This window comes from Aeromonas intestinalis, from assembly GCF_054052485.1.
Map to the genome: position 1 here is coordinate 12,912 of NZ_JBSTYK010000023.1, position 19,947 is coordinate 32,858.

The 19,947-nt window shown below is 60.3% G+C and carries 23 protein-coding genes; 9 read left to right on the forward strand and 14 right to left on the reverse strand.

Annotated features, from left to right (window positions below):
• Positions 1 to 22: 22 nt before the first annotated feature.
• From ACW5W7_RS20270 to ACW5W7_RS20290, 5 genes are all read right to left on the reverse strand, one after another.
• Positions 23 to 544: a curlin gene (locus ACW5W7_RS20270; protein WP_456502871.1), complete on the reverse strand. Its 522-nt coding sequence runs from the start codon at positions 542 to 544 to the stop codon at positions 23 to 25.
• 246 nt (positions 545 to 790) lie between these two features.
• The gene (locus ACW5W7_RS20275) at positions 791 to 1,642 is read right to left on the reverse strand and encodes a CsgG/HfaB family protein (protein WP_349920746.1); all 852 of its coding nucleotides are present in this window, start codon (positions 1,640 to 1,642) and stop codon (positions 791 to 793) included.
• Between the two features lie 7 nt (positions 1,643 to 1,649).
• A complete protein-coding gene (locus ACW5W7_RS20280) occupies positions 1,650 to 2,051 on the reverse strand; it encodes a curli assembly protein CsgF (RefSeq protein WP_456502872.1) in 402 nt (133 codons plus the stop codon).
• An 11-nt stretch (positions 2,052 to 2,062) separates the two neighbouring features.
• A complete protein-coding gene (locus ACW5W7_RS20285) occupies positions 2,063 to 2,509 on the reverse strand; it encodes a curli production assembly/transport protein CsgE (RefSeq protein WP_456502873.1) in 447 nt (148 codons plus the stop codon).
• A complete protein-coding gene (locus ACW5W7_RS20290; protein WP_456502874.1) occupies positions 2,509 to 3,153 on the reverse strand; it encodes a LuxR C-terminal-related transcriptional regulator in 645 nt (214 codons plus the stop codon). Before ACW5W7_RS20290 ends, ACW5W7_RS20285 begins: the two co-directional genes overlap by 1 nt.
• 546 nt (positions 3,154 to 3,699) lie before the next feature.
• Between ACW5W7_RS20290 and ACW5W7_RS20295 the strand changes: the two genes are divergently transcribed.
• Positions 3,700 to 4,269 (forward strand): single-stranded DNA-binding protein, encoded by a 570-nt coding sequence (locus ACW5W7_RS20295; protein ID WP_434665269.1) that lies wholly within the window; start codon positions 3,700 to 3,702, stop codon positions 4,267 to 4,269.
• 154 nt (positions 4,270 to 4,423) lie between these two features.
• Complete coding sequence (locus tag ACW5W7_RS20300) at positions 4,424 to 5,194, forward strand: substrate-binding periplasmic protein (protein WP_456502875.1); 771 nt, start codon at positions 4,424 to 4,426, stop codon at positions 5,192 to 5,194.
• Positions 5,195 to 5,240: 46 nt separating this feature from the next.
• Here ACW5W7_RS20300 and ACW5W7_RS20305 read toward each other — a convergent pair whose 3' ends face one another.
• The gene (locus ACW5W7_RS20305) at positions 5,241 to 5,363 is read right to left on the reverse strand and encodes a hypothetical protein (protein ID WP_080675244.1); all 123 of its coding nucleotides are present in this window, start codon (positions 5,361 to 5,363) and stop codon (positions 5,241 to 5,243) included.
• 300 nt (positions 5,364 to 5,663) lie between these two features.
• Between ACW5W7_RS20305 and yjbD the strand changes: the two genes are divergently transcribed.
• The 3 genes from yjbD (at position 5,664) to ACW5W7_RS20320 (ending at position 8,863) form a co-directional block, all read left to right on the forward strand.
• Complete coding sequence (gene yjbD / locus ACW5W7_RS20310) at positions 5,664 to 5,948, forward strand: DUF3811 domain-containing protein (RefSeq protein WP_349920740.1); 285 nt, start codon at positions 5,664 to 5,666, stop codon at positions 5,946 to 5,948.
• Positions 5,949 to 6,339: 391 nt separating this feature from the next.
• Positions 6,340 to 6,552, forward strand: a complete 213-nt coding sequence (gene cspE, locus ACW5W7_RS20315; protein WP_349920739.1) for a transcription antiterminator/RNA stability regulator CspE — start codon at positions 6,340 to 6,342, stop codon at positions 6,550 to 6,552.
• 364 nt (positions 6,553 to 6,916) lie between these two features.
• Positions 6,917 to 8,863, forward strand: a complete 1,947-nt coding sequence (locus ACW5W7_RS20320; protein ID WP_456502890.1) for a ligand-gated channel protein — start codon at positions 6,917 to 6,919, stop codon at positions 8,861 to 8,863.
• Positions 8,864 to 8,927: 64 nt separating this feature from the next.
• On the opposite strand, the gene ACW5W7_RS20325 is transcribed toward ACW5W7_RS20320, so the two are convergent.
• Together ACW5W7_RS20325 and ACW5W7_RS20330 are read right to left on the reverse strand one after the other, a co-directional pair.
• Entirely contained in the window at positions 8,928 to 10,289 is a 1,362-nt protein-coding gene (locus ACW5W7_RS20325) for an ATP-binding protein (RefSeq protein WP_456502891.1), read from the reverse strand.
• A 34-nt stretch (positions 10,290 to 10,323) separates the two neighbouring features.
• Complete coding sequence (locus ACW5W7_RS20330) at positions 10,324 to 11,046, reverse strand: response regulator (RefSeq protein WP_349920736.1); 723 nt, start codon at positions 11,044 to 11,046, stop codon at positions 10,324 to 10,326.
• Between the two features lie 200 nt (positions 11,047 to 11,246).
• On the opposite strand from ACW5W7_RS20330, the gene ACW5W7_RS20335 reads away from it, so the two are divergent.
• Complete coding sequence (locus ACW5W7_RS20335; RefSeq protein ID WP_349920735.1) at positions 11,247 to 11,585, forward strand: hypothetical protein; 339 nt, start codon at positions 11,247 to 11,249, stop codon at positions 11,583 to 11,585.
• 112 nt (positions 11,586 to 11,697) lie between these two features.
• Here the strand turns inward: ACW5W7_RS20335 and ACW5W7_RS20340 are convergent, their stop codons facing one another.
• The 5 genes from ACW5W7_RS20340 to ACW5W7_RS20360 form a co-directional block, all read right to left on the reverse strand.
• A complete protein-coding gene (locus ACW5W7_RS20340; protein ID WP_456502876.1) occupies positions 11,698 to 12,117 on the reverse strand; it encodes a hypothetical protein in 420 nt (139 codons plus the stop codon).
• A 132-nt stretch (positions 12,118 to 12,249) separates the two neighbouring features.
• Complete coding sequence (locus ACW5W7_RS20345) at positions 12,250 to 13,251, reverse strand: sensor domain-containing diguanylate cyclase (RefSeq protein ID WP_349920733.1); 1,002 nt, start codon at positions 13,249 to 13,251, stop codon at positions 12,250 to 12,252.
• Between the two features lie 326 nt (positions 13,252 to 13,577).
• A complete protein-coding gene (locus ACW5W7_RS20350; protein ID WP_456502877.1) occupies positions 13,578 to 15,059 on the reverse strand; it encodes an aerolysin family beta-barrel pore-forming toxin in 1,482 nt (493 codons plus the stop codon).
• A gap of 297 nt (positions 15,060 to 15,356) precedes the next feature.
• Positions 15,357 to 15,836 (reverse strand): hypothetical protein, encoded by a 480-nt coding sequence (locus ACW5W7_RS20355; RefSeq protein WP_456502878.1) that lies wholly within the window; start codon positions 15,834 to 15,836, stop codon positions 15,357 to 15,359.
• Between the two features lie 80 nt (positions 15,837 to 15,916).
• Positions 15,917 to 16,333: a DUF5666 domain-containing protein gene (locus tag ACW5W7_RS20360; protein ID WP_456502879.1), complete on the reverse strand. Its 417-nt coding sequence runs from the start codon at positions 16,331 to 16,333 to the stop codon at positions 15,917 to 15,919.
• 90 nt (positions 16,334 to 16,423) lie between these two features.
• Between ACW5W7_RS20360 and ACW5W7_RS20365 the strand changes: the two genes are divergently transcribed.
• From ACW5W7_RS20365 to ACW5W7_RS20375, 3 genes are read left to right on the forward strand one after another with little or no spacing between them, the layout of a single operon-like run.
• Positions 16,424 to 17,095 (forward strand): response regulator, encoded by a 672-nt coding sequence (locus ACW5W7_RS20365; RefSeq protein WP_434665253.1) that lies wholly within the window; start codon positions 16,424 to 16,426, stop codon positions 17,093 to 17,095.
• Positions 17,092 to 18,339 (forward strand): sensor histidine kinase, encoded by a 1,248-nt coding sequence (locus tag ACW5W7_RS20370; protein WP_456502880.1) that lies wholly within the window; start codon positions 17,092 to 17,094, stop codon positions 18,337 to 18,339. Before ACW5W7_RS20365 ends, ACW5W7_RS20370 begins: the two co-directional genes overlap by 4 nt.
• Entirely contained in the window at positions 18,336 to 18,890 is a 555-nt protein-coding gene (locus ACW5W7_RS20375) for a hypothetical protein (protein WP_456502881.1), read from the forward strand. Before ACW5W7_RS20370 ends, ACW5W7_RS20375 begins: the two co-directional genes overlap by 4 nt.
• A gap of 68 nt (positions 18,891 to 18,958) precedes the next feature.
• On the opposite strand, the gene rimK is transcribed toward ACW5W7_RS20375, so the two are convergent.
• Complete coding sequence (rimK, locus tag ACW5W7_RS20380) at positions 18,959 to 19,855, reverse strand: 30S ribosomal protein S6--L-glutamate ligase (protein ID WP_349920727.1); 897 nt, start codon at positions 19,853 to 19,855, stop codon at positions 18,959 to 18,961.
• Between the last annotated feature and the right edge of the window lie 92 nt (positions 19,856 to 19,947).

Sequence of the window (19,947 nt, forward strand, 5' to 3'; positions counted from 1 at the left end):
GTGCTTTGCGGTGAGCCGAAGCTCAGTTGGTTTGAACGATTTTCACTTGCTGGTTGGCGCCCGCCTGAATGACGGTGGCCGACAGACTGGTGCCGTTCTGCTCTATGCTGGCCAGGTTGCCATCACCGAGCTGCACGGCCCGCGCCCGATTGTCATATCCGCTCTGGCTGATCCAGGCCTGGTTATCCACTCCTTGCTGCCATAGCCAGATCTGGTTGCCGATGCCCGCCTGATACAGCTCGGCGCTGTTGCCCACGCCAAGCTGCACGGCCTCGACCCAGTGCTGATCGCCGACCTGATCCAGACTCAGGGACTGCTGTGAGCCCCGTTGCACCAGACGCAGCCGGTTGTCATTGCCCTGCTGGCCGAGTTGCAGCTTGTTGTCCGATCCGAGTTGCCAAAGCTGTGCCTGATTGGCGTCCCCACGCTGAACCAGCTCGAGCTCATTGCCCGTGTCGAGTTCATTCAGCGACGCCAGATCCTGCGCCAGCACGGGCAGGCCGAGCAGACTCAGGGTCAACAGGAAGCGTTGCAGGTATTTCATCGTTGATTACCTTTTTGGAGTGCCGAACCAGTATCACCAGCCCCCTGAAAGGCGGCTATCAGGCACAAAGCTGATTCGAGAATGATTCTCAAGCGTTCACTTTCTGAGCAGAAAGTGTGAGCTCATGCTGAGTCCGTTGATGGGGCGGGTAGGGTTGCGGCCAAGAGGTATCGGGCATAAAAAAACAGACCCCTGAAGGTCTGTCATTCTCACGTCGACTTGCGCAGCGCACGCCGCGCATCCGGATCACAGGATGGGGGCGCTGTCTTGCAGATAGCCCTGCAGGATGGGGTTTTCCAGATCGCGATTGTCGGCAAGCTGCCAGAGGTTGTCTCGCACCCCGTTGGCGATGAGCCGGATCACCGCCGATTCGATGGCGGACATGACGCACATCTGTACCGGTTCATTGGTACTGAAGCCCGCCTCCGCCTCCAGCAGCCGCTTGTACTCGACGAAGCGGAACACCCCGGCCTGCACCTGCTGGGAGAGGATGGTCTTGGAGGTGGTCACGCTGTTGAGGATGCGGCCGGAGCGGATATCCACCGCCCTCAGGTTGACCGTGACCTGGTCGACCCTGTACTCCCCGCTGGCACCGATGCCAAAGTACTTGGCCCCCGCCCCGCCGGTCCGCACATTGCTGTCATAGGCCACGATGCCCCCTTCGATCAGGATATTGGCCGCCACCAGCGAGGGAAGTTGCTGCTGGTTGTTGCCGGGCACATTGGGCTTGTTCTGGGTAGCGCGCACTATCTTGCGCTCGGTCAGCAGGTTCTGCAGCCCTTCCCGCTCCAGTGGCACGAACCACTGGGAATCCCACAACGCCGTGCTCAGCATGGCGACACCGCCCTGGGTCACGGCCGTGGAGAAGTTGGAGGCGGGCGCCGGCAGGTATTGGCCGGTCTGATCGCGAAAATCGTAGACCGCCGCCACTATCTTGCCCTTGGGCTTGGGCAGACTGATGAGCTCCTTGTAGGAGATGGATCTTGGCATCAGGGTCGCCTTCTCCTCCGGCTCCGGGGAGCCGATATGGGTGGCACACCCCCCGAGGAGCAAGCTGGCGAGCACGGGCAAGGCCGCGCATAACTGTATCCTTGTCATGGCATCCTCAGTCGGCTATCAGGCCGTTGACTTCGATCAGGGTGGTTTCGTTCGTTGCCCTGTCCGTGATGGAGATGGCCAGGGTGCCATCCTGATCCAGCACATTGATCGCGAACTCGTCGGTGACCAGGCTGCCACTTTGACTGCCATCCCTGCCGATATCGGCAAGCAGCTGACTCACCAGCCGCGACTGCAGGTTGGAGGTGAGCCTGTCCAGAGCCGAGGTTCCCCCCGAGCTGCTGCCGGCAGACGGATCCTTGTAGTCGTTCTGGGTATTCGCCGTGCCCAGCAGATGGGCACTGTTGAGGGGGTTGCCACCAAAACTGGGGTTGATGGGCTTATACACAAGCTCCGAGGCAGAGGCCGTCATGCCGACCGTCAACGCCAGGAGCAGCAGGCGTGAGCACATATGTCATGTCCTTATAGTTCATCGTGTTCCAGATCGAAGGTATCCATGAACAGCATGGCCACCTTCTGCTGCTGTAAAACCGTCTTCACCTGCCCCCAGGCCTGCTGCGCACTCTCCTCTCCCTGGCTACGCACCGGTGAGAGGCTAGTGCGAAACAGCACCTTGCGATTGGCGGTGATCCAGATAAGGCTGCCCCAGCGTGCCGTCGGCCGCTCGTGTATGGTGAGGTTATCCCGTCCGGCAGGATCTTCATCCTCTCGAAGCCGGCTGAAGTGGCGATAAAAACTCTGGCCAAAGCGTGTGAAAGTACGATCTATCACCAGACCCCCGATCTCGATGCGATCGTTCTCCTGCTCGGGTTGCAGGGATTCCAGCGGGGCGTTGGCATCCTTGATCCCCCCTTCGCTGGCCAGCACGACACCGGACAGCAGCCAGAGGCACAGCCCCCAGGCCCGCATCAGTGGGAGCTCGTCATGTCGAGGTACTCTTTGGCCCAGCTCACCGCCTGCAGCCGGTTTTTGACGTTCAACTTCTTGAAGACGTTATAAAGGTGGGACTTGATGGTGTGCTCACTGACAAACAGGCTGTCGGCGATCTCGGTGTTGGAGGCTCCCGTCATCAGATAGCGGATGATCTCGCGCTCGCGCACCGTCAACAGGCTCTGGCTGCGCTGGGTCGGCTCGATCCCCTGACGGTAATAGCTGACCAGCTCGCACATCAGATGACGGGGGATCCAGAACTCCCCCTGCATCACCTTCTTGATGCCGGCGACCAGCCGATCCAGAGGATCCTGACGAAAGAAGAGACCGCTGGTGTTGGGCCACATCAGCAGCAGATCCCGGTCCGTGTTGGTCGGCGCATTGAGCAACACGGTATGGGCCGAATCGAAGGCGGCGATGTCCCGATGCCAGCCAAACTGCTGGCTTGACTTGAGGTAGTCCAGATCGACCAGAAACAGGCTGCAGTTCGTGATGGTCAGCAGTTGATCCGGATGGCTGATGAGACATATGGGCTGACCCAGTTGAACCATCAGATAGCTCGTAAAGGTACTTGCCTGAACGTTGCCTTCGGTCACGAGTACCAGCGGAGTCTCGGTCTTCATGGGGCTCTTCCTTGAACTGTGTGCCTGTCGGCTTGAATCGTCGTTTCATACGCCAGCTATGGTCGCAAGAGAGTAACAAGTCGAAGTTTTTACACAGCATTAAAAAAGCATTAGGCCTCGTTCGAACCGCAATAAAATCGTTTTTTTATCAGGCAATACAGTGAACTAGGAGATCCCCCCTATTTGGGGGGGCAAATGAGACATGATTGCACGAACTGTGATCACTCTCCTGATCCCCACAAAAATACCAGGACGTGAGCCAGCCCCCATGACCGCACTTGCCGGGATCGCGGCAACTGCGATAGCGTATTCCCATCCGCCAGGGCCCTGATTCAAACCGCTCCTGCGGCGCTAAAGATGTGCGAACCCGCACATCAACTGTTACTATGGCGAGCTAATCCGTAGGTCGATGACAGGGCCAGGCCCCATCAGCGACCCGCTGGCAATCCCGCGTCAGACAAGACGATGATGGACTTGTACGGCAGCAATATTGTGAGTGAACCCAGACCAGTCAGCTGGTCGGCATATAAAGGTGGAAGAGAGATTATGGCCAGTCGAGGCATCAACAAAGTCATTCTGATCGGTAACCTGGGGCAGGATCCTGAAGTGCGCTACATGCCGAGTGGCGGTGCCGTGACCAACATCACCATAGCCACCTCCGAGACCTGGCGTGACAAGCAGACCGGTGAGCAGAAAGAGCGCACCGAGTGGCACCGCGTCGTGTTCATGGGCAAGCTGGCCGAGGTCGCAGGTGAATACCTGAAGAAGGGTTCCCAGGTTTATGTCGAAGGCAAGCTGCAGACTCGCAAGTGGCAGGATCAGAGCGGCCAGGAGCGCTACACCACCGAAGTGCTGGTCGACAGCTTCACCGGCGTGATGCAGATGCTGGGTGGTCGCCCGCAAGGCGGTCAGGGCATGGGTGGTCAGCAATCCCAGGGCAACTGGGGCCAGCCACAGCAGGCTCCCCAGCAGAACATGCAACGCCCTGCCGCCGCACCGCAGCAGAACATGCAACAGCAACAGGGTGGCTATGGCCGTCCGCAGCAACAGCCGCAGTCCGCGCCGCCGGTCTACAACGAGCCGCCGATGGACTTCGACGACGACATTCCGTTCTAAGACACACAGGCCCTGACAATTCAGGGCCTTTTTTTGTCCGCTTCTGACGCAGCCAGCGTCCTGTTCTGCACGTTGGAGGGCTGCACTTCTCCGTCTGGGCGCCATTGCCGCCCCTTGTGGCTACCATGAGGAAAAATCCCATCCGAGATCCCCGATGACCCGGTTCAACCATCTGCTGTACGGCATCCTGCTGCTTTATATGAGCCCGCTGCTGGCCGAGCCATTGCGCGTTGGGGTCAGCTTTGCCATTCCCCCTTATGTGATACAGGAACAAGGCCGGGGCATAGAGCTGGATCTGCTGACGACCGCCTTCGCCGGCAGCGGCTATGAACCCAGGTTCATCTATCTGCCGCTGGAGCGCACCTTCCGCATGCTGGCAGAAGGCAAGCTGGATGCCGTCATCAATGTGAGACCCGGCATGCTGACGCGGGTGCATCTCTCCCAACCGGTGATCACCTTTTACAACCGGGTGTTTACGCTGGATGAGGTCTCTGTGCGAACCCTGTCAGACCTGACCACCCTGAGGGTCAGCGCCTTTCAGCGAGCGCAACAGATCCTGGGGGAGGAGTTTGCCCGCATCAGCACACGGAATGCGCGGTATGAGGAAGTGGCACGGCAAGAGAGCCAGGTGCAGAAACTGCTGCTGGGGCGCACGGATGCGGTGATCCTGGAGCAGCGGGTGTTCTACTACTATCTGGCCCAACTCAATCGGGATAGGCGCAACCAGGGGCTCTATCACCCCGGACGGGTACGCCGGCACGATCTGTTTCCTCCCACCCACTACCACTTCGCCTTTCGCGAGGCGGCGCAGCAACAGTGGTTCGATCGCCAGCTGGCCAGGATGAGGGAGGATGGTCGTTATGCCCGGATCTTCGCCACCTATGGCGCATCACCGAACGCTGAAAACATAAAAGCCAGCCCATGACAGGCTGGCTTGATACTGGCTCCAAAGGAACAACAGTGTAGGAGCGTTACTTCATCGCGCCGCCATTTTTCAGATCGGCTTTCTGCCGCTTGGCTTCGCGTTTCTCTTTCAGTGACATCTGCGGTTTTTTCTTGGCATCTTTGCCGTGATGCTGTTCTTTGTTACTCATCATCAGACTCCAAAAATGTTACCCAGACAGTTGGAACCAGAGTTCCAGCATGCCATCCGAATCATAGACTTCAGTACGCTTGCAGTGACGATCCTGGATCGCACTCACCTCAGCATACCCCCAACCTCCCGACCGGATCCAGCCTCACGGCATGAGCTCGCAGGGCAGCCACCCAGCTGGTCATCTGCAACCCGTCAGACGCTGTCGGCATATTCATTTTTATGATGGAAATGGCGATTCCAGAAGAGATGCTTCAGCCGACTGTGCTAGGGTGAACCATCCCTGCCAAAGGAGTGCCCCATGAAGAAACTCGAGATGAAGGATCTCACCGAGGCCGAAAAAGCCGAGATCACCTTGTTGCTGCAAAAAGCCCAAGCCAACGCGGATCACACCCTGAGCAACGGGGAACGCAACAAGATCCGCGAAGAGGGGCGCCAGAAAATCGAGGCCGATCGCAACAAGGCCGCCAAGGCAGCCTCGGCCCAGGCAAGAGAGAAGGCCAAGGCACGGGCCAAGGAGCAATCGACGTCTGAAACTTTCAGTTGGTCAGACTCCGTCAGCAACAAATATCGAAGCAAACGCTAACCCCGCATGGCCTGTCCAGATAGGAATATGGCAATCTGGATATCAACTATCCTGCCACCGGAATGGCGGCCAGAAGCCGCCCCGATTCATGCGGTTGAACCCGGTTTTCGCCACATAAACCACTCCAAAGCGGACGAAGGCAGGCAGTTAACGCCGAGATAAAGATTGCCATGACGAGGTGTGCGTGTTCTAATCGATTCGATGGTTCGGTAGTTCAGACCTGATTATGTTAGGCAGTCATTTTAAAGCAGTGATTGGTGCATGAGCTCTTCATAGAAGATTCACGCCAAATAATTATCCTTCTTTAGTGCTCCCCATACGTATTGCTGACGAAAAATCATGGATTGCCACACCAGGTGGCGTTTCAATATCACTATTCAAGGAAATTATCATGTCCAACAAAATGACTGGTACCGTTAAGTTCTTCAACGCTGAGAAAGGTTTTGGCTTCATCTCCCCGGCTGACGGCAGCAAAGACGTGTTCGTACACTTCTCCGCCATCCAGTCCAACGGTTTCAAAACCCTGGAAGAAGGTCAGCGCGTTGAGTTCACCATCGAGCAAGGCCAGAAAGGCCCGGCTGCTGCCAACGTAGTTGGTCTGTAATTCAAGCCAGGAAGCCTTGCCGTTCATCGACAAGACCTTCTGCAAGAATTGAAAAAACCCGCTTCGGCGGTTTTTTTGTTGCCCGTTTCCTTACGCTTTTTCTCCCCGTCACCGCAACCAGAGCCCGCCCGGCTCAGCCCCTCTCCCCTATTTTCATCTGTCCCTTCCCTGAATTCCCACAACAATTAAATGATATTGATTATCATTTACATGCATTGAATGGATCTCTACAATGCCGCCGACGGATTAATTAGTTATCCGTTTGACGCTTATTTTTTGCGGCACACCGACCGCGGCGTCACCCTGCGGCACCGCCAAGAGCGCCGTTGTCTCTCACTCAAGAGTTCAGGCCAAGATGATAAAGATCCCCCCTCACAAGCTGACGCCTCTCCTGCTCGTCTCACTCGCCCCCCCTGCCTATGCGGACGAGCCGGAGGTCATGGTCGTGACCGCTTCCGGCTTCCAGCAGAAGATCGAGGACACGGCGGCGTCCATCTCCGTGGTGACCCGCGAGCAACTGGAGAAACGCGCTTATCGCGATGTCACCGATGCCTTGAAAGACGTGCCCGGTGTGGTGATCACCGGCGGTGGCAGCAGCAGCGACATCAGCATTCGCGGTATGGGGTCGAAATACACCCTGATGCTGGTCGACGGCAAACGGGTCGACAGCCGGGGCACCCGTCCCAACAGCGACGGCCCCGGCATCGAACAGGGCTGGCTGCCCCCGCTGCAGGCCATCGACCGCATCGAAGTGGTGCGCGGCCCCATGTCATCCCGCTATGGCTCGGATGCCATGGGTGGGGTCATCAACGTCATCACCCGCAAGACCAGCGACATGAGCGCCTGGCAAGGCTCCCTGCACGCCGACTCCACCTTCCAGGAGAACAAGGCGTCTGGCGACATCTTCCAGACCGATGGCTACACCGCGGGCAATCTGGTGGACGGCTTGCTGGGAATGCGCCTGAACGGTCAACTTTCCCATCGGGGCGAGGATCAGTTCCAGAACGGTTTCGCCGAGCAGGAGACGAAGAGCGGCACCGCCGTGTTCAGCCTCACGCCGGATGAGCACAACGGCTTCGACGTCGAAATCAGCCGCACCCTGCAGGACAGGGACAGAACCCCGGGCAACTCCCTGTCGGCCACGTCCAAGCCGAGCCTCAATACCTACGAGCGCACCAACTACGCCATCACCCACAACGGTCAGTACGAGTTCGGTTCTTCCAGCAGCTACCTGCAGCGGGAGGAGAACACCAATCCCGGCCGCCAGATGAAGATGATCAACAGCATTGCCGATACCCACACCCAGTTCATCCTGGGGGATCACTATCTGAGCGTGGGGGGCCAGTATCGCTATGAGGATCTGCAGGATCAGGGCAATCAGCTCAAGGTGGGCAATCGTGCTGATCAGCTGACACGCTGGAGCTGGGCCCTCTTCGTGGAGGATGAGTGGTCCCTGACGGAATCCTTCGCCCTGACCGGCGGCGTTCGCATGGACAGGGACGAGAACTACGGCAGCCACTGGAGTCCGCGCCTGTACGGGGTCTGGCATCCCGCCGAGTTCTGGACCCTCAAGGGGGGCGTCTCCACCGGCTACCGCTCGCCGGATCTGCGCATGTCCGCTGCCAACTGGGGTCAGGCCAGCGGCGGTGGTACCCAGGATGGGATCATCATCGGCAACCCGGACCTCAAACCTGAAACCAGCGTCAGCGAAGAGATAGCCCTGCTATGGGATGGGCGTGAAGGGCTCAGCGCCAGCCTGACCCTGTTCAACACCGACTTTGAAGACATGCTCACCGAGATCCGCCGCTGTTCCAGCAAGAGCGACCCGGTCTGTACCTTCAACGGCCATACCTACGACTTCATCAGCGATCGCATCAACGTCGACAAAGCCAATATGCGCGGGGTGGAGAGCACGGCCAACTGGGCCATCAACCAGGACTGGTCCCTGGCCACCAGCTACACCTACACCCAGTCCGAGCAGAAGAGCGGCCCCATGGAAGGCCAGCCGCTGAACCAGATGCCACGCCACATGTTCAACGGCTCGGTCGACTGGCAGACCACCGACGAGGTCAGCCTCTGGTCCAGAGTCAACTTCCGCAGCAAGACCTCTGATTACCTGAGTCGCACCCGGATGGCCGAAGGCACCCCCTCCTACACCTTCTTCGACACCGGCCTGGTCTACAAGGCCAATGCGCAGCTCAATGTCACCGCCGGTATCTACAACCTGTTCGACAAGACGGTAGACTATGGCAGCTACGGCACCGTGCTGGACGGGCGCCGCTACAACCTGGGCATGACCTTCCTGTTCTGACCAAGGGCTCACGATGCCATCGACAAGAAGGGCGCCATCGGCGCCCTTCTTCATTCACTCTTTTTCACAGTGGCAGGCTGATCCTCGCCTCCAGCCCCCCGCAGTCCCGGTTGTGCAGGGTCAGCTCCCCGCCGTGCTGATGCACCAGGGTGCGGGCGATGGCAAGCCCCAGCCCCACGCTGCCGGACTCCGTATTGCGGGCCCCGTCGAGACGCACGAAGGGCTTGAACACCTCCTCCAGCTGACCCGGCTCGATGCCAGGCCCTCGATCGCAGACCCGGATCAGCAGTTCGCCATCAGTGCGATCCAGGGACACTTCGGCCGACCCCGCATACTTGATGGCATTGCCGATGAGGTTTTGCAGCACCCGGCGCAGGGTGTTGGCACGGCAGGCATAGACCTCCTTGCCCTGTGCCAGGCAGGTGACCGGCTGGCCGGTATCCGCATAGTCGTCGCACAGGCTCTCCAGCAGGCTGACCAGATCCAGCTCCCGGGTCGCCTCCTGCAAGCCCTCCTCCCGGGCGAAGCTGAGGGTGGCCGCCAGCATCTGCTCCATCTGTTGCAGGGTCTGCTGGAAGCGATCCTTGTCTTCCCCATCCGCCAGAAACTCGCTGCGCAGGCGCAGGCTGGTGATGGGGGTGCGCAGGTCGTGGGAGATGGCCGCCAGCATCCGGGTCCTGTCCTGCACGAAGCGATCGAGCCGGGTATGCATGCGGTTGAACGCCTGGATGGATTCACGGATCTCCGTCGGCCCGGCTTCCCGCAGGGGCTCTATGTCCTCCCCGCGTCCCAGCCGATCCGCGTTGGCCGCCAACTGCTTGAGCGGCTGGGTGGCACGGCGGAACAGCCAGATCATCAGGCCGATCACCAGGCTCGCCACCAGCAGCAGGTTGAGGGTGGTCTGCCAGGACCAGCTGGCCGACTCCTTGTCCACCAGAGAGCTGAACTGCAGCCAGCCCCCGTTTGGCAACTGGATGGAGCCATAGAGCCGCATGTCCTGGGGCGGCGGCATGCCGGCGCGATCCTTCATCATGCGGTTGTGGTGGCGCCAGGCCTGGCTGCGCTGGAACTCCTGCTTGAGCTCGGCACTGATCTCCACCGCCAGCTGGGGCGGGTAATCCAGCTTGGAGCGCACCAGCCGCTCGAAGCGGGGGCTGCGGTTGTCCGGCTGCAGCGGCTCATCGGAGAGGCGCAGCAACAGGGTCTCGCTGCGGCTCGCCTTGAGGATCTCGTGATAGAGAGAGGGGGGAGAGAGCGTCAGCAGGCGCACCACGGAGACGATGCGCTGCATGGCGTTGCGGCTGTTGACGTAGCCGAGCGCCTCCTCCCGATCCGTGCGGTAGATCTGGATGCTGAGCAGCTGGATCAACACCAGCCCGGCCAGGGCCACCAGCACTATCTGGCCGGTCAGCCCCTTGGGCCACAGCCTGGCAAAGAGTCGCTTGAAGGCAGTCACCGGCTCACTCCTGGGTCACGTCGGCGGCGAACAGGTAGCCACCACCCCAGATGGTCTTGATGAGCTCCGGGTTCTTGGGATCCCGCTCCAGCTTGCGCCGCAGCCGGCTCACCAGGGTGTCGATGGCGCGATCGAAGGCCACCGCCTCCCGGCCACGGGCCAGATCCAGCAGTTGATCCCGGCTCAGCACCCGCTGGGGGCGCTCGAGGAAAACCTTCAGCAGATCGAATTCGGCGGTGGAGAGGCTCATCCCCACCCCTTCCTCATCCACCAGCTCCCGGCGATGGATGTCCAGCAGCCAGCGATCGAAGCGCAGATCCCGGGTCAGGGTCTCGGGCAGGGATTGGGGCTCGGCCTGGGTACGGCGCATCACCGCCTTGATCCGGGCCAGCAGCTCGCGGGGATTGAAGGGCTTGGCGAGGTAGTCGTCGGCCCCCATCTCCAGCCCGATGATGCGGTCGGTCTCCTCCCCCATGGCGGTGAGCATGATGATGGGCAGGCTGGATTTGACGCGCAGCTCGCGGCACAGGGTCAGACCATCCTCCCCCGGCATCATCAGATCCAGCACCAGCAGGTCGAATTCCCGTTCCTCCAGCAGGCGTTTCATCTCCTTGCCATCGCGGGCACAGCTGACCCGCATCCCGTGCTGTTCCAGAAAGCGCTTGAGCAGATCGCGGATCTCGCTGTGGTCGTCCACCACCAGAATATGAGGGCTGCCTTGGTTCATCACTGTCTCTCCCGTTATCGAGCTGGGACGATTATACGAAAATCGGTCTTGGGGGTTATGTCAAAGTGTGCCAACGTGCCTGGATGCCACACTCTGCTACAAAATAGGCTTCAACTGGCAAATTTCAGACACTTCCTCGGTGTTTACTGAGTACCAAGGCGAACGAGCCGAATCCCGCATTCATCCGAAAGGAGTTACCTATGAAAAAGCTGACCAAGACCCTGTTGACCGCCACCCTGATCCTCGGCCTGCCGCTCGGCGCCTATGCCGCCAGTGAAGCCGTGAGCACGGCGCAGCCCGGTGCCCCCATGGCCGATTGTGCCATGAAGGATGGCAAGCATCATGGCGGTCGCCACGACAAGATGGCCCGCATGAAGAACATGACCCCGGAGCAGATCCAGGCCCACCTGCAGCAGCGCTACGACAAGATTGAAGATCCGGCCAAGAAGGCCGAGTTCGTCAAGAATCTGGAGCTGCGCGCCGACGGCATGACCAAGCATGCCGAAGTGATGAAGCAGTTTGCCGAAGCGAACAAGTAAGCGCTCCGACAACCCAAAGAGGGTGGCCATGGCCACCCTCTTTGTCATGGTGCCAAGGCAGAGCCCTGGCCATCGATAACAACAAGGGGCCCATGGCCCCTTGTTGTCTGGCTTATGCCCTGGCCTTGTCCGCCAGGCTCACCGTCTTGGCGGTCTCGCCGTCGAACTGGATGAGCACGTGCTTGTTCTCTATCTCGGTATCCTTGAACAGCACCTTGCTGGTCTCGGCCAGGGTGGGAGAGATCTTGTTCAGGGCAGTCAGGTCATAACGCCACACTTCCCGCCCCTCGACGGTCTCGGTGCTGGCCGGCGCTCCCAGCTTTGCCTTGATGGCATCCTTGCTGGAGCCCCCTTCCTTGATCTCCAGCGCCCGTTTGACCGCGGCATTGGCGGCGTCATCCATGGCCGTACCGGCCATCTCTTTGGCACTGTTGGTGAGGCTGCTGGTCATGGTATCGGTCAGGGAGTCCATCAGGCCGGCGTGGACCATCAACGGCAGGGCGGTCAGGGCAATCAGGAGGCACTTCTTCATCAAGGTATATCTCACAGGTATGAAAAGAGCGCGCATCAGACCAGTGAGCCGGGTTGGCGTCAAGCAGAGAGCGAGATCAAGCCGCATTCGGGGGAAGAGAGGCCCATGGCAGCCCCTCGGCCCGGCCCATGTCTAGCCACAGAGCTGGTCCTTGCCCGCCAGCTTGGCCCGGTAGAGCGCCCTGTCCACCCTCGCCATCAGCTGGGCCACCGCCTCCTCGGGCTGCGACTCCACCAGCCCGAAGCTCAGGGTGATGGGGTCCCGCTCCATCACCCGCAGATGCCCGAGTCGCAGGCGCAGCTTCTCGGCCACCAGCAGGGCATCCGCCAGCCGGGTGTTGGGCAGGATCAGCATGAACTCATCGCCTCCCCATCGGGCGAGCAGATCGATCTCGCGGATCCCGCCCCGGGTCGCCTTGACGATGTCGATGAGGGTCTTGTCGCCCACCCCGTGACCATGACTGTCATTGATCTGCTTGAAGTCATCCACATCCATGGCGATCACGGAAAAGGGCTCCTGGAAGCGCCGCGCCCGCTCGTGTTCCAGCCGGATCGCCTGTTCCAGCCGATACCGGCTGGCGGCACCGGTCAGCACATCCGTCTCCGCCAGGCGGCGGTTCTCCTCCACCTGATGCTGCAGCGCCCGGTTGAGGCACTCCAGCTCGGCCGTGCGCTCGGCGACCTGTTGCTCCAGGCTGCGGTTGTGCAGCTCCAGCCGCACATAGAGCTCGCGCTGGGCGTGAATATCACGATGGGCCCCGATCATCCGGGCCACGGAACCATCGGGGTTGCGCGCTATGATGCGGCCGCTGTCCTCTATCCAGCGGTACTCCCCATTGCGGCAGCGACAACGGTACTCGGCCCTGTAGTCGGAGGCCTTGCCGTTCAGGCAGTCATCGAAACAGGCCATGACGTGGGCCAGATCGTCGGGGTGGATCACGCTCTCCCAGGTGAATACCGTGTTCTCCAGGGAGTGGGGATCGTAACCCAGCATCAGATACCAGCCGGCATTGCGGTAAACGAACCCCGTGTTGGCATTCCAGTCCCAGATCCCTTCGCTGATCACCTCGAGGATGCCGTGCACCACTGCCTCATTGAGATCGGAGATCCTGATCCCGTCCGTCTCTTGTTCCATCGCAGCTCATCCTTGTCCTCTCGCGGCCCGCATCCTCTTGCGGGCCTGGCATTGAGTGTAGAAGCCACTTCTGCGGCAATCCCTATTGACCTTCTTTTGATAGGGGAATGGCTCATCAATAGCCCCATTTGAGCTGAATTTATATCGTTCAGGTCGCCCGCCAGCAAGGGAAGTCGGCGGGATGCGCCCTGCTTGCACTCGGAAACACGTATAAGCGGCAAACGGGCGACGTGATCAGGGCAGTGGAAAGCACTGTTTATCTTATTTTTCACAAATAAAAACCGGGCAAAAGCCCGGTTTAACATACTTATTTCACTGCCACGAATTCACTGGTTGGTCGCGGGTTCCAGCTTGATCTGGACGTTGTCAAAGCCCAGCGCGGAGAGCTCGCCGGCATCCAGGGGGATCTCCAGGCGCAGCCCGCCAGCCTGGCTGTCAACACTGCGGGCGCGGCGCACCTTGCTGTCACTCCCGATGGGAACGGGCGCACCGATCTCGATATTGCCGGCAAACTGGCTCTCGGCGTGGAAGTCACCCGTGATGCTGGCGCGCACCGGGCGCAGCACCCTGGCCAGGGCCTGCTTCATGGTATCGGCACCGTTCTGCTGTATGGTCCAGTTCCAGTCCCACCACTTCACCTCACCCGGGATGTAACGCTTGTCCCACTGGTAGCGAATGCTGCTCGCCTTGTCCTTGAACGGGCCCATGACGAAGCTGTGGTTCCAGGTCGGGCGGTTGTCCGGATGGGTGTGCCAGGCGTTGCCGCCCCAGCGCAGGAAGCCGTTCAGGGCGAGATCGTAGCTGACGTCCGCCTTGAACTCGTAGGGGTAGGAGATGTTCGCCTTGTAGAGCTCGATCTTCACCGGGATCCTGGAGTGGGCGGGCACGGTCGGGCGCGCCGACTGGGACAGAGAGGTGGTGGTCGCGCCCCCGTTCTGGGAGGCCCAGGACTGGCTCGCGGCGATCTCGATGGAGAGCTCAGTTTCCCCCACCAGGGGCCACTTGAACTTGTTCTTGGTGGAGACCTTCTCGCTCAGACCATAGGTGTTGGTCTTGGACCAGTTGGTGGCCGTGTCGTAGCGCAGGGTCACGTCATAGCCGGACTGGGGGGTGTCGCTGTCGTTGACGGCCCACCCTACGACCGTCTTGATCAGGGTGCGATCGGACTGGGTCACCTCGCCGTGACTGAAGCTCTCGGGATCCAGGGTGTAGGCGAAGTTGCTGACCCGGATGCTGGTTTTCTCGCCGCAGCGATAGCCGTCGCAACCGCCGCTGTTGTTGCCGCGGATGAGCCAGCTGTCGCCATCCTGGCTCACGTCCATGTCCTCGCCCACATAGGGGCTGTGGTCACCCCCCACCCAGGCATAGCCAAGATAATGGGCGAGGTAGCTGGCGGGTTTGATGAAATTGGCACTGTCATGCACCAGCCGCCATTGTACGTCCACCTCATCGCCGTCTGGAATATTCATCGCAGGCAATACGGGTATTTCACTGGTGACCGGATTGGTTGGATAACACCAGGTATCAGATGCGTTTCCGGGTTTTATTTCACCATTGTAGCCTGACCCCATAATAACCCAGTTATTGGCCAGCCCGCTGATCTGCCATTGCCCCATCATGGCCACAATATTATTGCGGACACTCTGTGCTTCTTCCCGATTTACGGGGCGGTAATTATCCCCGCATACCCCGGTTCCGAGTGAGAAGAGGCGCAGCTGATCAGGGTAGATGGGCTCAGCCCCATAGGCCTGGCTCATCAGCAGCGTCGAGATGGTCAACGCCAAACTGCTTGTTTTTAATTTATCCATAGCTCCCCCAATATTTAATGTTTGGCATGCAAATTATTTTTCTTGCTGCATGCAAGAGGGAAAATATCAGCGAAGAACAAAGCCAATTGCGATCGAGTCCACAGTTTACTTTATATAAACCGTGAATCCGGCAATTAACATTGAGCTTATTTAATAATGACAAGCTTGATATCAGAGCTATTACTTTATTATTTATTTTATGAATTTCGTGGTGTTTAAGTTTTTAATTACCGACGAGCCATGTGTGCTAGTTAATACGATTAAATAATACCCATCATATCTGAATATTATTTAGCCCTATTCAGGGTCTTCTTCCGGGTTGGGGATCAATATGTCCGTCAGGTGCCCTTCTTCGTCACGGGTCAGCACCAGTTTGCGTCCCGATTGCAGATCCGCCGGGCTGCCATTTTGCCAGCGCGTGTTCCCATCGAACACCAGCACTCCCAGCTCCTGCAGCAACAGGGTCTGCCCCGCTGCGGCCAGCAGCCTGTCCTCTGCCCGTGACCACTGGCTGCTCTGGGTCAGGGTCGGTGCCGAGGTGAGCAAGCGGATCTGCTCGGCGACGCCATGACGACTCTCGATGGCGAGGCGCATGCCCGGCTGGAGGGCATCCGGCCCGTCGATCCCCACCAGATCGGCGCTGCCGAGCTCCAGCTCGGCCCCCTGAAACTGCAGGCGAATGCCATCGTTATGTTCCAGTTCCACCAGCCAGAGCTCGGGCTCCATGGCCAGGGCGCCGAGGGGCAGCAGACAGAGGATCAGTGGGGCGTTTGTCATGGGGACCTCGGGGTCGTGGTGACGCGAGGTTTAACTATGGGCCGGATCCGCTCTTTTTTCCGGCCTACGGTCGAGGTGGCTCAATCTTCTTCCTGGCAACGACTCAGCCGCATGCCGTCAAACTTGCACTCCAGCTCCAGCCAGCGTCCTTCAAAAGGGGCCAGGCTGCCGTCCGAGGCGGCATAGCCCCAGATCCGCCCCTGCGCCACCGGCCCCTCCAGATCCATCTCATCATCCTCTTCCAGCGCCTCCACTTTGTGGATCAGGCGGCGATCCCCTCGCATCTCCCCTTCCAGCTCGACCCAGGTTCCGCCGAGATCGTCCTCGTCCAGACCGTCCTTGAAGCGGGTATCTTCATCGATGACAAAGGGGATGCCATTGACCATCAGCTGGCCAAGCTGCCAGCTGGTGCGGCCGATCAATTTGAACTCAGCCGCATGAGCCGCCCCAAAGGGCAGCAAAATCAATAGCAAGAGCGCGCAGAGGGGCTTCGTCATCGGGGATCCTCGGGGTTACACTGGCACACAGCATGCCTCATCCGGTGTGAAGCGGCCGTGAAATCGCGGCCACAACCAGGAGATCAGAACATGAAAATACTGGTGGTGGAAGACAATCCCCAGGTGGCGGAGACCATCATGGACTACCTGGAGCTCGCGGGGCACCAGCTGGACTGTGCCTACCACGGCCAGGCCGCCCTGCAGCTGCTGGCGGAGCAGCGCTTCGACGTCATCATCATGGACGTCATGATGCCGCGCCTCGACGGCCTGCGCACCGTGGAGCAGCTGAGGGCCGATGGCATCCCGACCCCGGTGCTGTTTCTCACCGCCCGCGACAGCCTGGACGACAAGCTGGCGGGCTTTCGCGCCGGCGGCGACGACTACCTGGTCAAGCCCTTCGCCATGGAGGAGCTGGAAGTCAGGTTGCAGGCCCTGGCCCTGCGCGGACCCAGAGGAGACATGGGAACGCTCAGCTTCGGCGAGCTGACGGTGGATCCCGCCAGCGGCCGCGCCCACCGCGCCGGGGTGGAGCTCAGGCTCGGCAAGATCCCGTTTCAGATCCTCAGTCTGCTGGTGAAACGGGCCCCCCAGCTGGTCACCCGTCAGGAGGTGCTGGACACCGTCTGGGGCGATGAGGAGCCGGACTCCGACGCCCTGCGCAGCCACATCTATGCCCTGCGCAACGCCCTCGACAAGCCCTTTCCCACCCCCATGCTGGAAACCCTGCACGGTCAGGGCTACCGGCTGACCGCCTCGTCATGAACCGCGACCACGAGGAGAGCGCCAGCAAGCTGCCCAGCCTGCGCAAACGGCTGATCCTGATACTGGGGGGAGCCGGGCTCCTGCTGCTGACCACCCTCAGCCTGCTGATGGTGGCGGCGGAGAGCAAAATGGAGGAGCTGAGCCTGCGCCACTGGCTGGAGGCCGAGGTCACCCGCTATGGCGATGACTGGCTGCGGCTGGGAGAACTGGCCCCCGCCCCCAGCCCGCGCCAGTTCTCCAGCTACTGGACCCAGGCCGGGCGCCTCCCCGCCTGGCTGAGGCCCTACCAGACCCCGGGATTCTATGAGCATCAGCTCGGCGAGGAGGACAAACACTTCCTGGTGCGACCTCACCCCTCCGGCCAGGGCCTGCTCTATCTGGTCTTCAACGACGACGCCGACGACTACCTGGATCCTTACGAAGACAGGCTGCACCTGATCACCCGACTGATCGGCCTCACCCTGCTGCTCGGCTGCGTCGCCTTCGGCATCTGGCTGGTGCGTCACATCACCCGGCCGCTGGAGCGCTTGCGTCAGCGGGTTGCCCACCTCACCCCGGATCGGGCCGACTTCGTGCCGGACGCCCCCTGGCAGGAGCTGAGAGACATCGAACAGGCACTGCTGGCCGGCAAGCAGGAGGTCGCCGCCGTGTTCGCCAGGGAGCAGGAGTTCAGCCGTTTCGCGAGCCACGAGCTGCGCACCCCCAACATGGTGATCCAGGGCTCGGCGGCCCTGCTCGGCAAGGTCAGCGATCTGCCTGCTCCGGCGGCCCGGGCGGCGGGGCGCATCCGCACCGCCAGCGACGAGATGGCCCTGCTCACCGAGACCTTCCTGCTGCTGGGTCGCAAGGAGGCGGTGGAACGCCCGCCCCAGCTGGTCGCCCCGCTGATCCGCCGGGAGCTGGCCCGTCTCGCGCCTCTGCTGCAGCGGGAGAGCGTCGAGATCCGGCTCAATCTGGACGAACAGAGTGAGGTGCAGGCCCCCCTCTCCCTGCTCGCCATCGCGCTCGGCAACCTGCTCAAGAATGCCCTCAGCTACGCCGATGGCCACATCGAGATCGCCCTGAGCCGGCAGACCCTCACCATCAGCAACCCCACGGCGGCGGCGCCGGATCAGATCCTGGGCTATGGCTGCGGCCTCACCATCATCCAGCGCATCTGCGAGAAGCTGGACTGGCACATCATCACCCGGCTGGAGGAGGGGGTGTTCAGCGCCAAGCTGGAGATGGGGAGCAATGTTACATGAATGAAAAATCCATTTTTATAAGACAGATACGAAACCGTTCTAACGACCATAAAAGAGCTATGCAGCTCCTGGTATCAGCGAACATCCCTAGCCAAATGATTGCGGTGCTTCGTCAAGAGCTGGACTCAATGGTGCGAGTCATTTACTTACTGAGTCAGGAGCCCTATCGACAAACTCTCCTGATAGAAGCTTCCGTAAATGGCCAACGATGGCAGCAATCTCGCGGCCGCGCTCGTGTAACAGATAGCGAAATGGTTGAACTGGCTCAGCAACTACAAGGTTGGACAAAGTCTGTGTACAACCTTGGATGCGCATTCATTCACTTATCCAATTTGCACGATTACAACGACCGTGACCCGCTGCAGCAAATAGCAGCCGAAGAGCGAGAAGCCATTCTGGGGCACTGCAGATACTATCATGGCGGCCCAGAACGCTCTGGATTCACAGACCTAATACCCTATCTACCAAGGGTTTTGGAAAAAGTCTCAAGCAACCTTGAGTGCTATCTTGCGCAATTGGAAGACTGCCCACAGCAACCTGCCCATATATAGAATATTGAGGCCAGAAAACGACAAGGCGCCCTAAGGCGCCTTGTCATCTCCAACCATCGGCTTTGCCGTCACTCCGCCGGCTTGTGCTTGCGGCTCGCCTTGAGCTCCAGGTACTCGATGATCTTGCCCGCCACATCCTTGCCGGAGGCGGCTTCCACCCCTTGCAGGCCGGGGGAAGAGTTCACCTCCAGCACCAGAGGGCCGCGGGCGCTGCGAAGGATGTCCACCCCGGCCACGTCCAGCCCCATGATCTTGGCGGCCTGCACCGCGGTCGCCCGCTCCTCGGGGCTGATCTTGATCGCCTCGGCGGTGCCGCCACGGTGCAGGTTGGAGCGAAACTCACCGGGCTGGGCCTGACGACGCATGGCGGCCACCACCTTGCCGTTGACCACCAGGCAGCGAATGTCGGCGCCATTGGCCTCGCGGATATACTCCTGCACCAGGATGTTGTTGTTGGTCTGGATGAAGGCCTCGATCACGCTCTCGGCGGCCTTCTGGGTTTCGCACAGCACCACGCCTATGCCCTGGGTCCCCTCCAGCAGCTTCACCACCAGGGGGGCGCCGCCCACCATGGTGATGAGATCCGGCACGTCGTGGGTGCTGTGGGCATAACCGGTGATGGGCAGGCCGATGCCATGGCGGGAGAGCAGCTGCATGGCGCGCAGCTTGTCCCGGGAGCGGGAGATGGCCACCGAGCTGTTCAGGGCCATGGTGTTCATCATCTCGAACTGGCGCAGCACGGCGGTGCCGTAGAAGGTGATGCTGGCGCCGATGCGCGGGATCACGGCGTCATAGCCCGCCAGTTCCCGGCCCTCGTAGTGGATAGAGGGGCTGTGAGAGGCGATGTTCATGTAGCAGCGCAGGGTGTCGAGCACTTCGACCTGATGACCACGGGCCCGGGCCACCTCGACCAGGCGGCGGGTGGAGTAGTTGTTGGGCTCACGGGATAAAATGGCAATATTCATGGAAATGGCAGACCTGATAATCGGACTGGAGAGTATAAGGTGCCATGAACGACTGGCAACGCCAATCCTTTCCCCTCACCATGTGCCGTTCT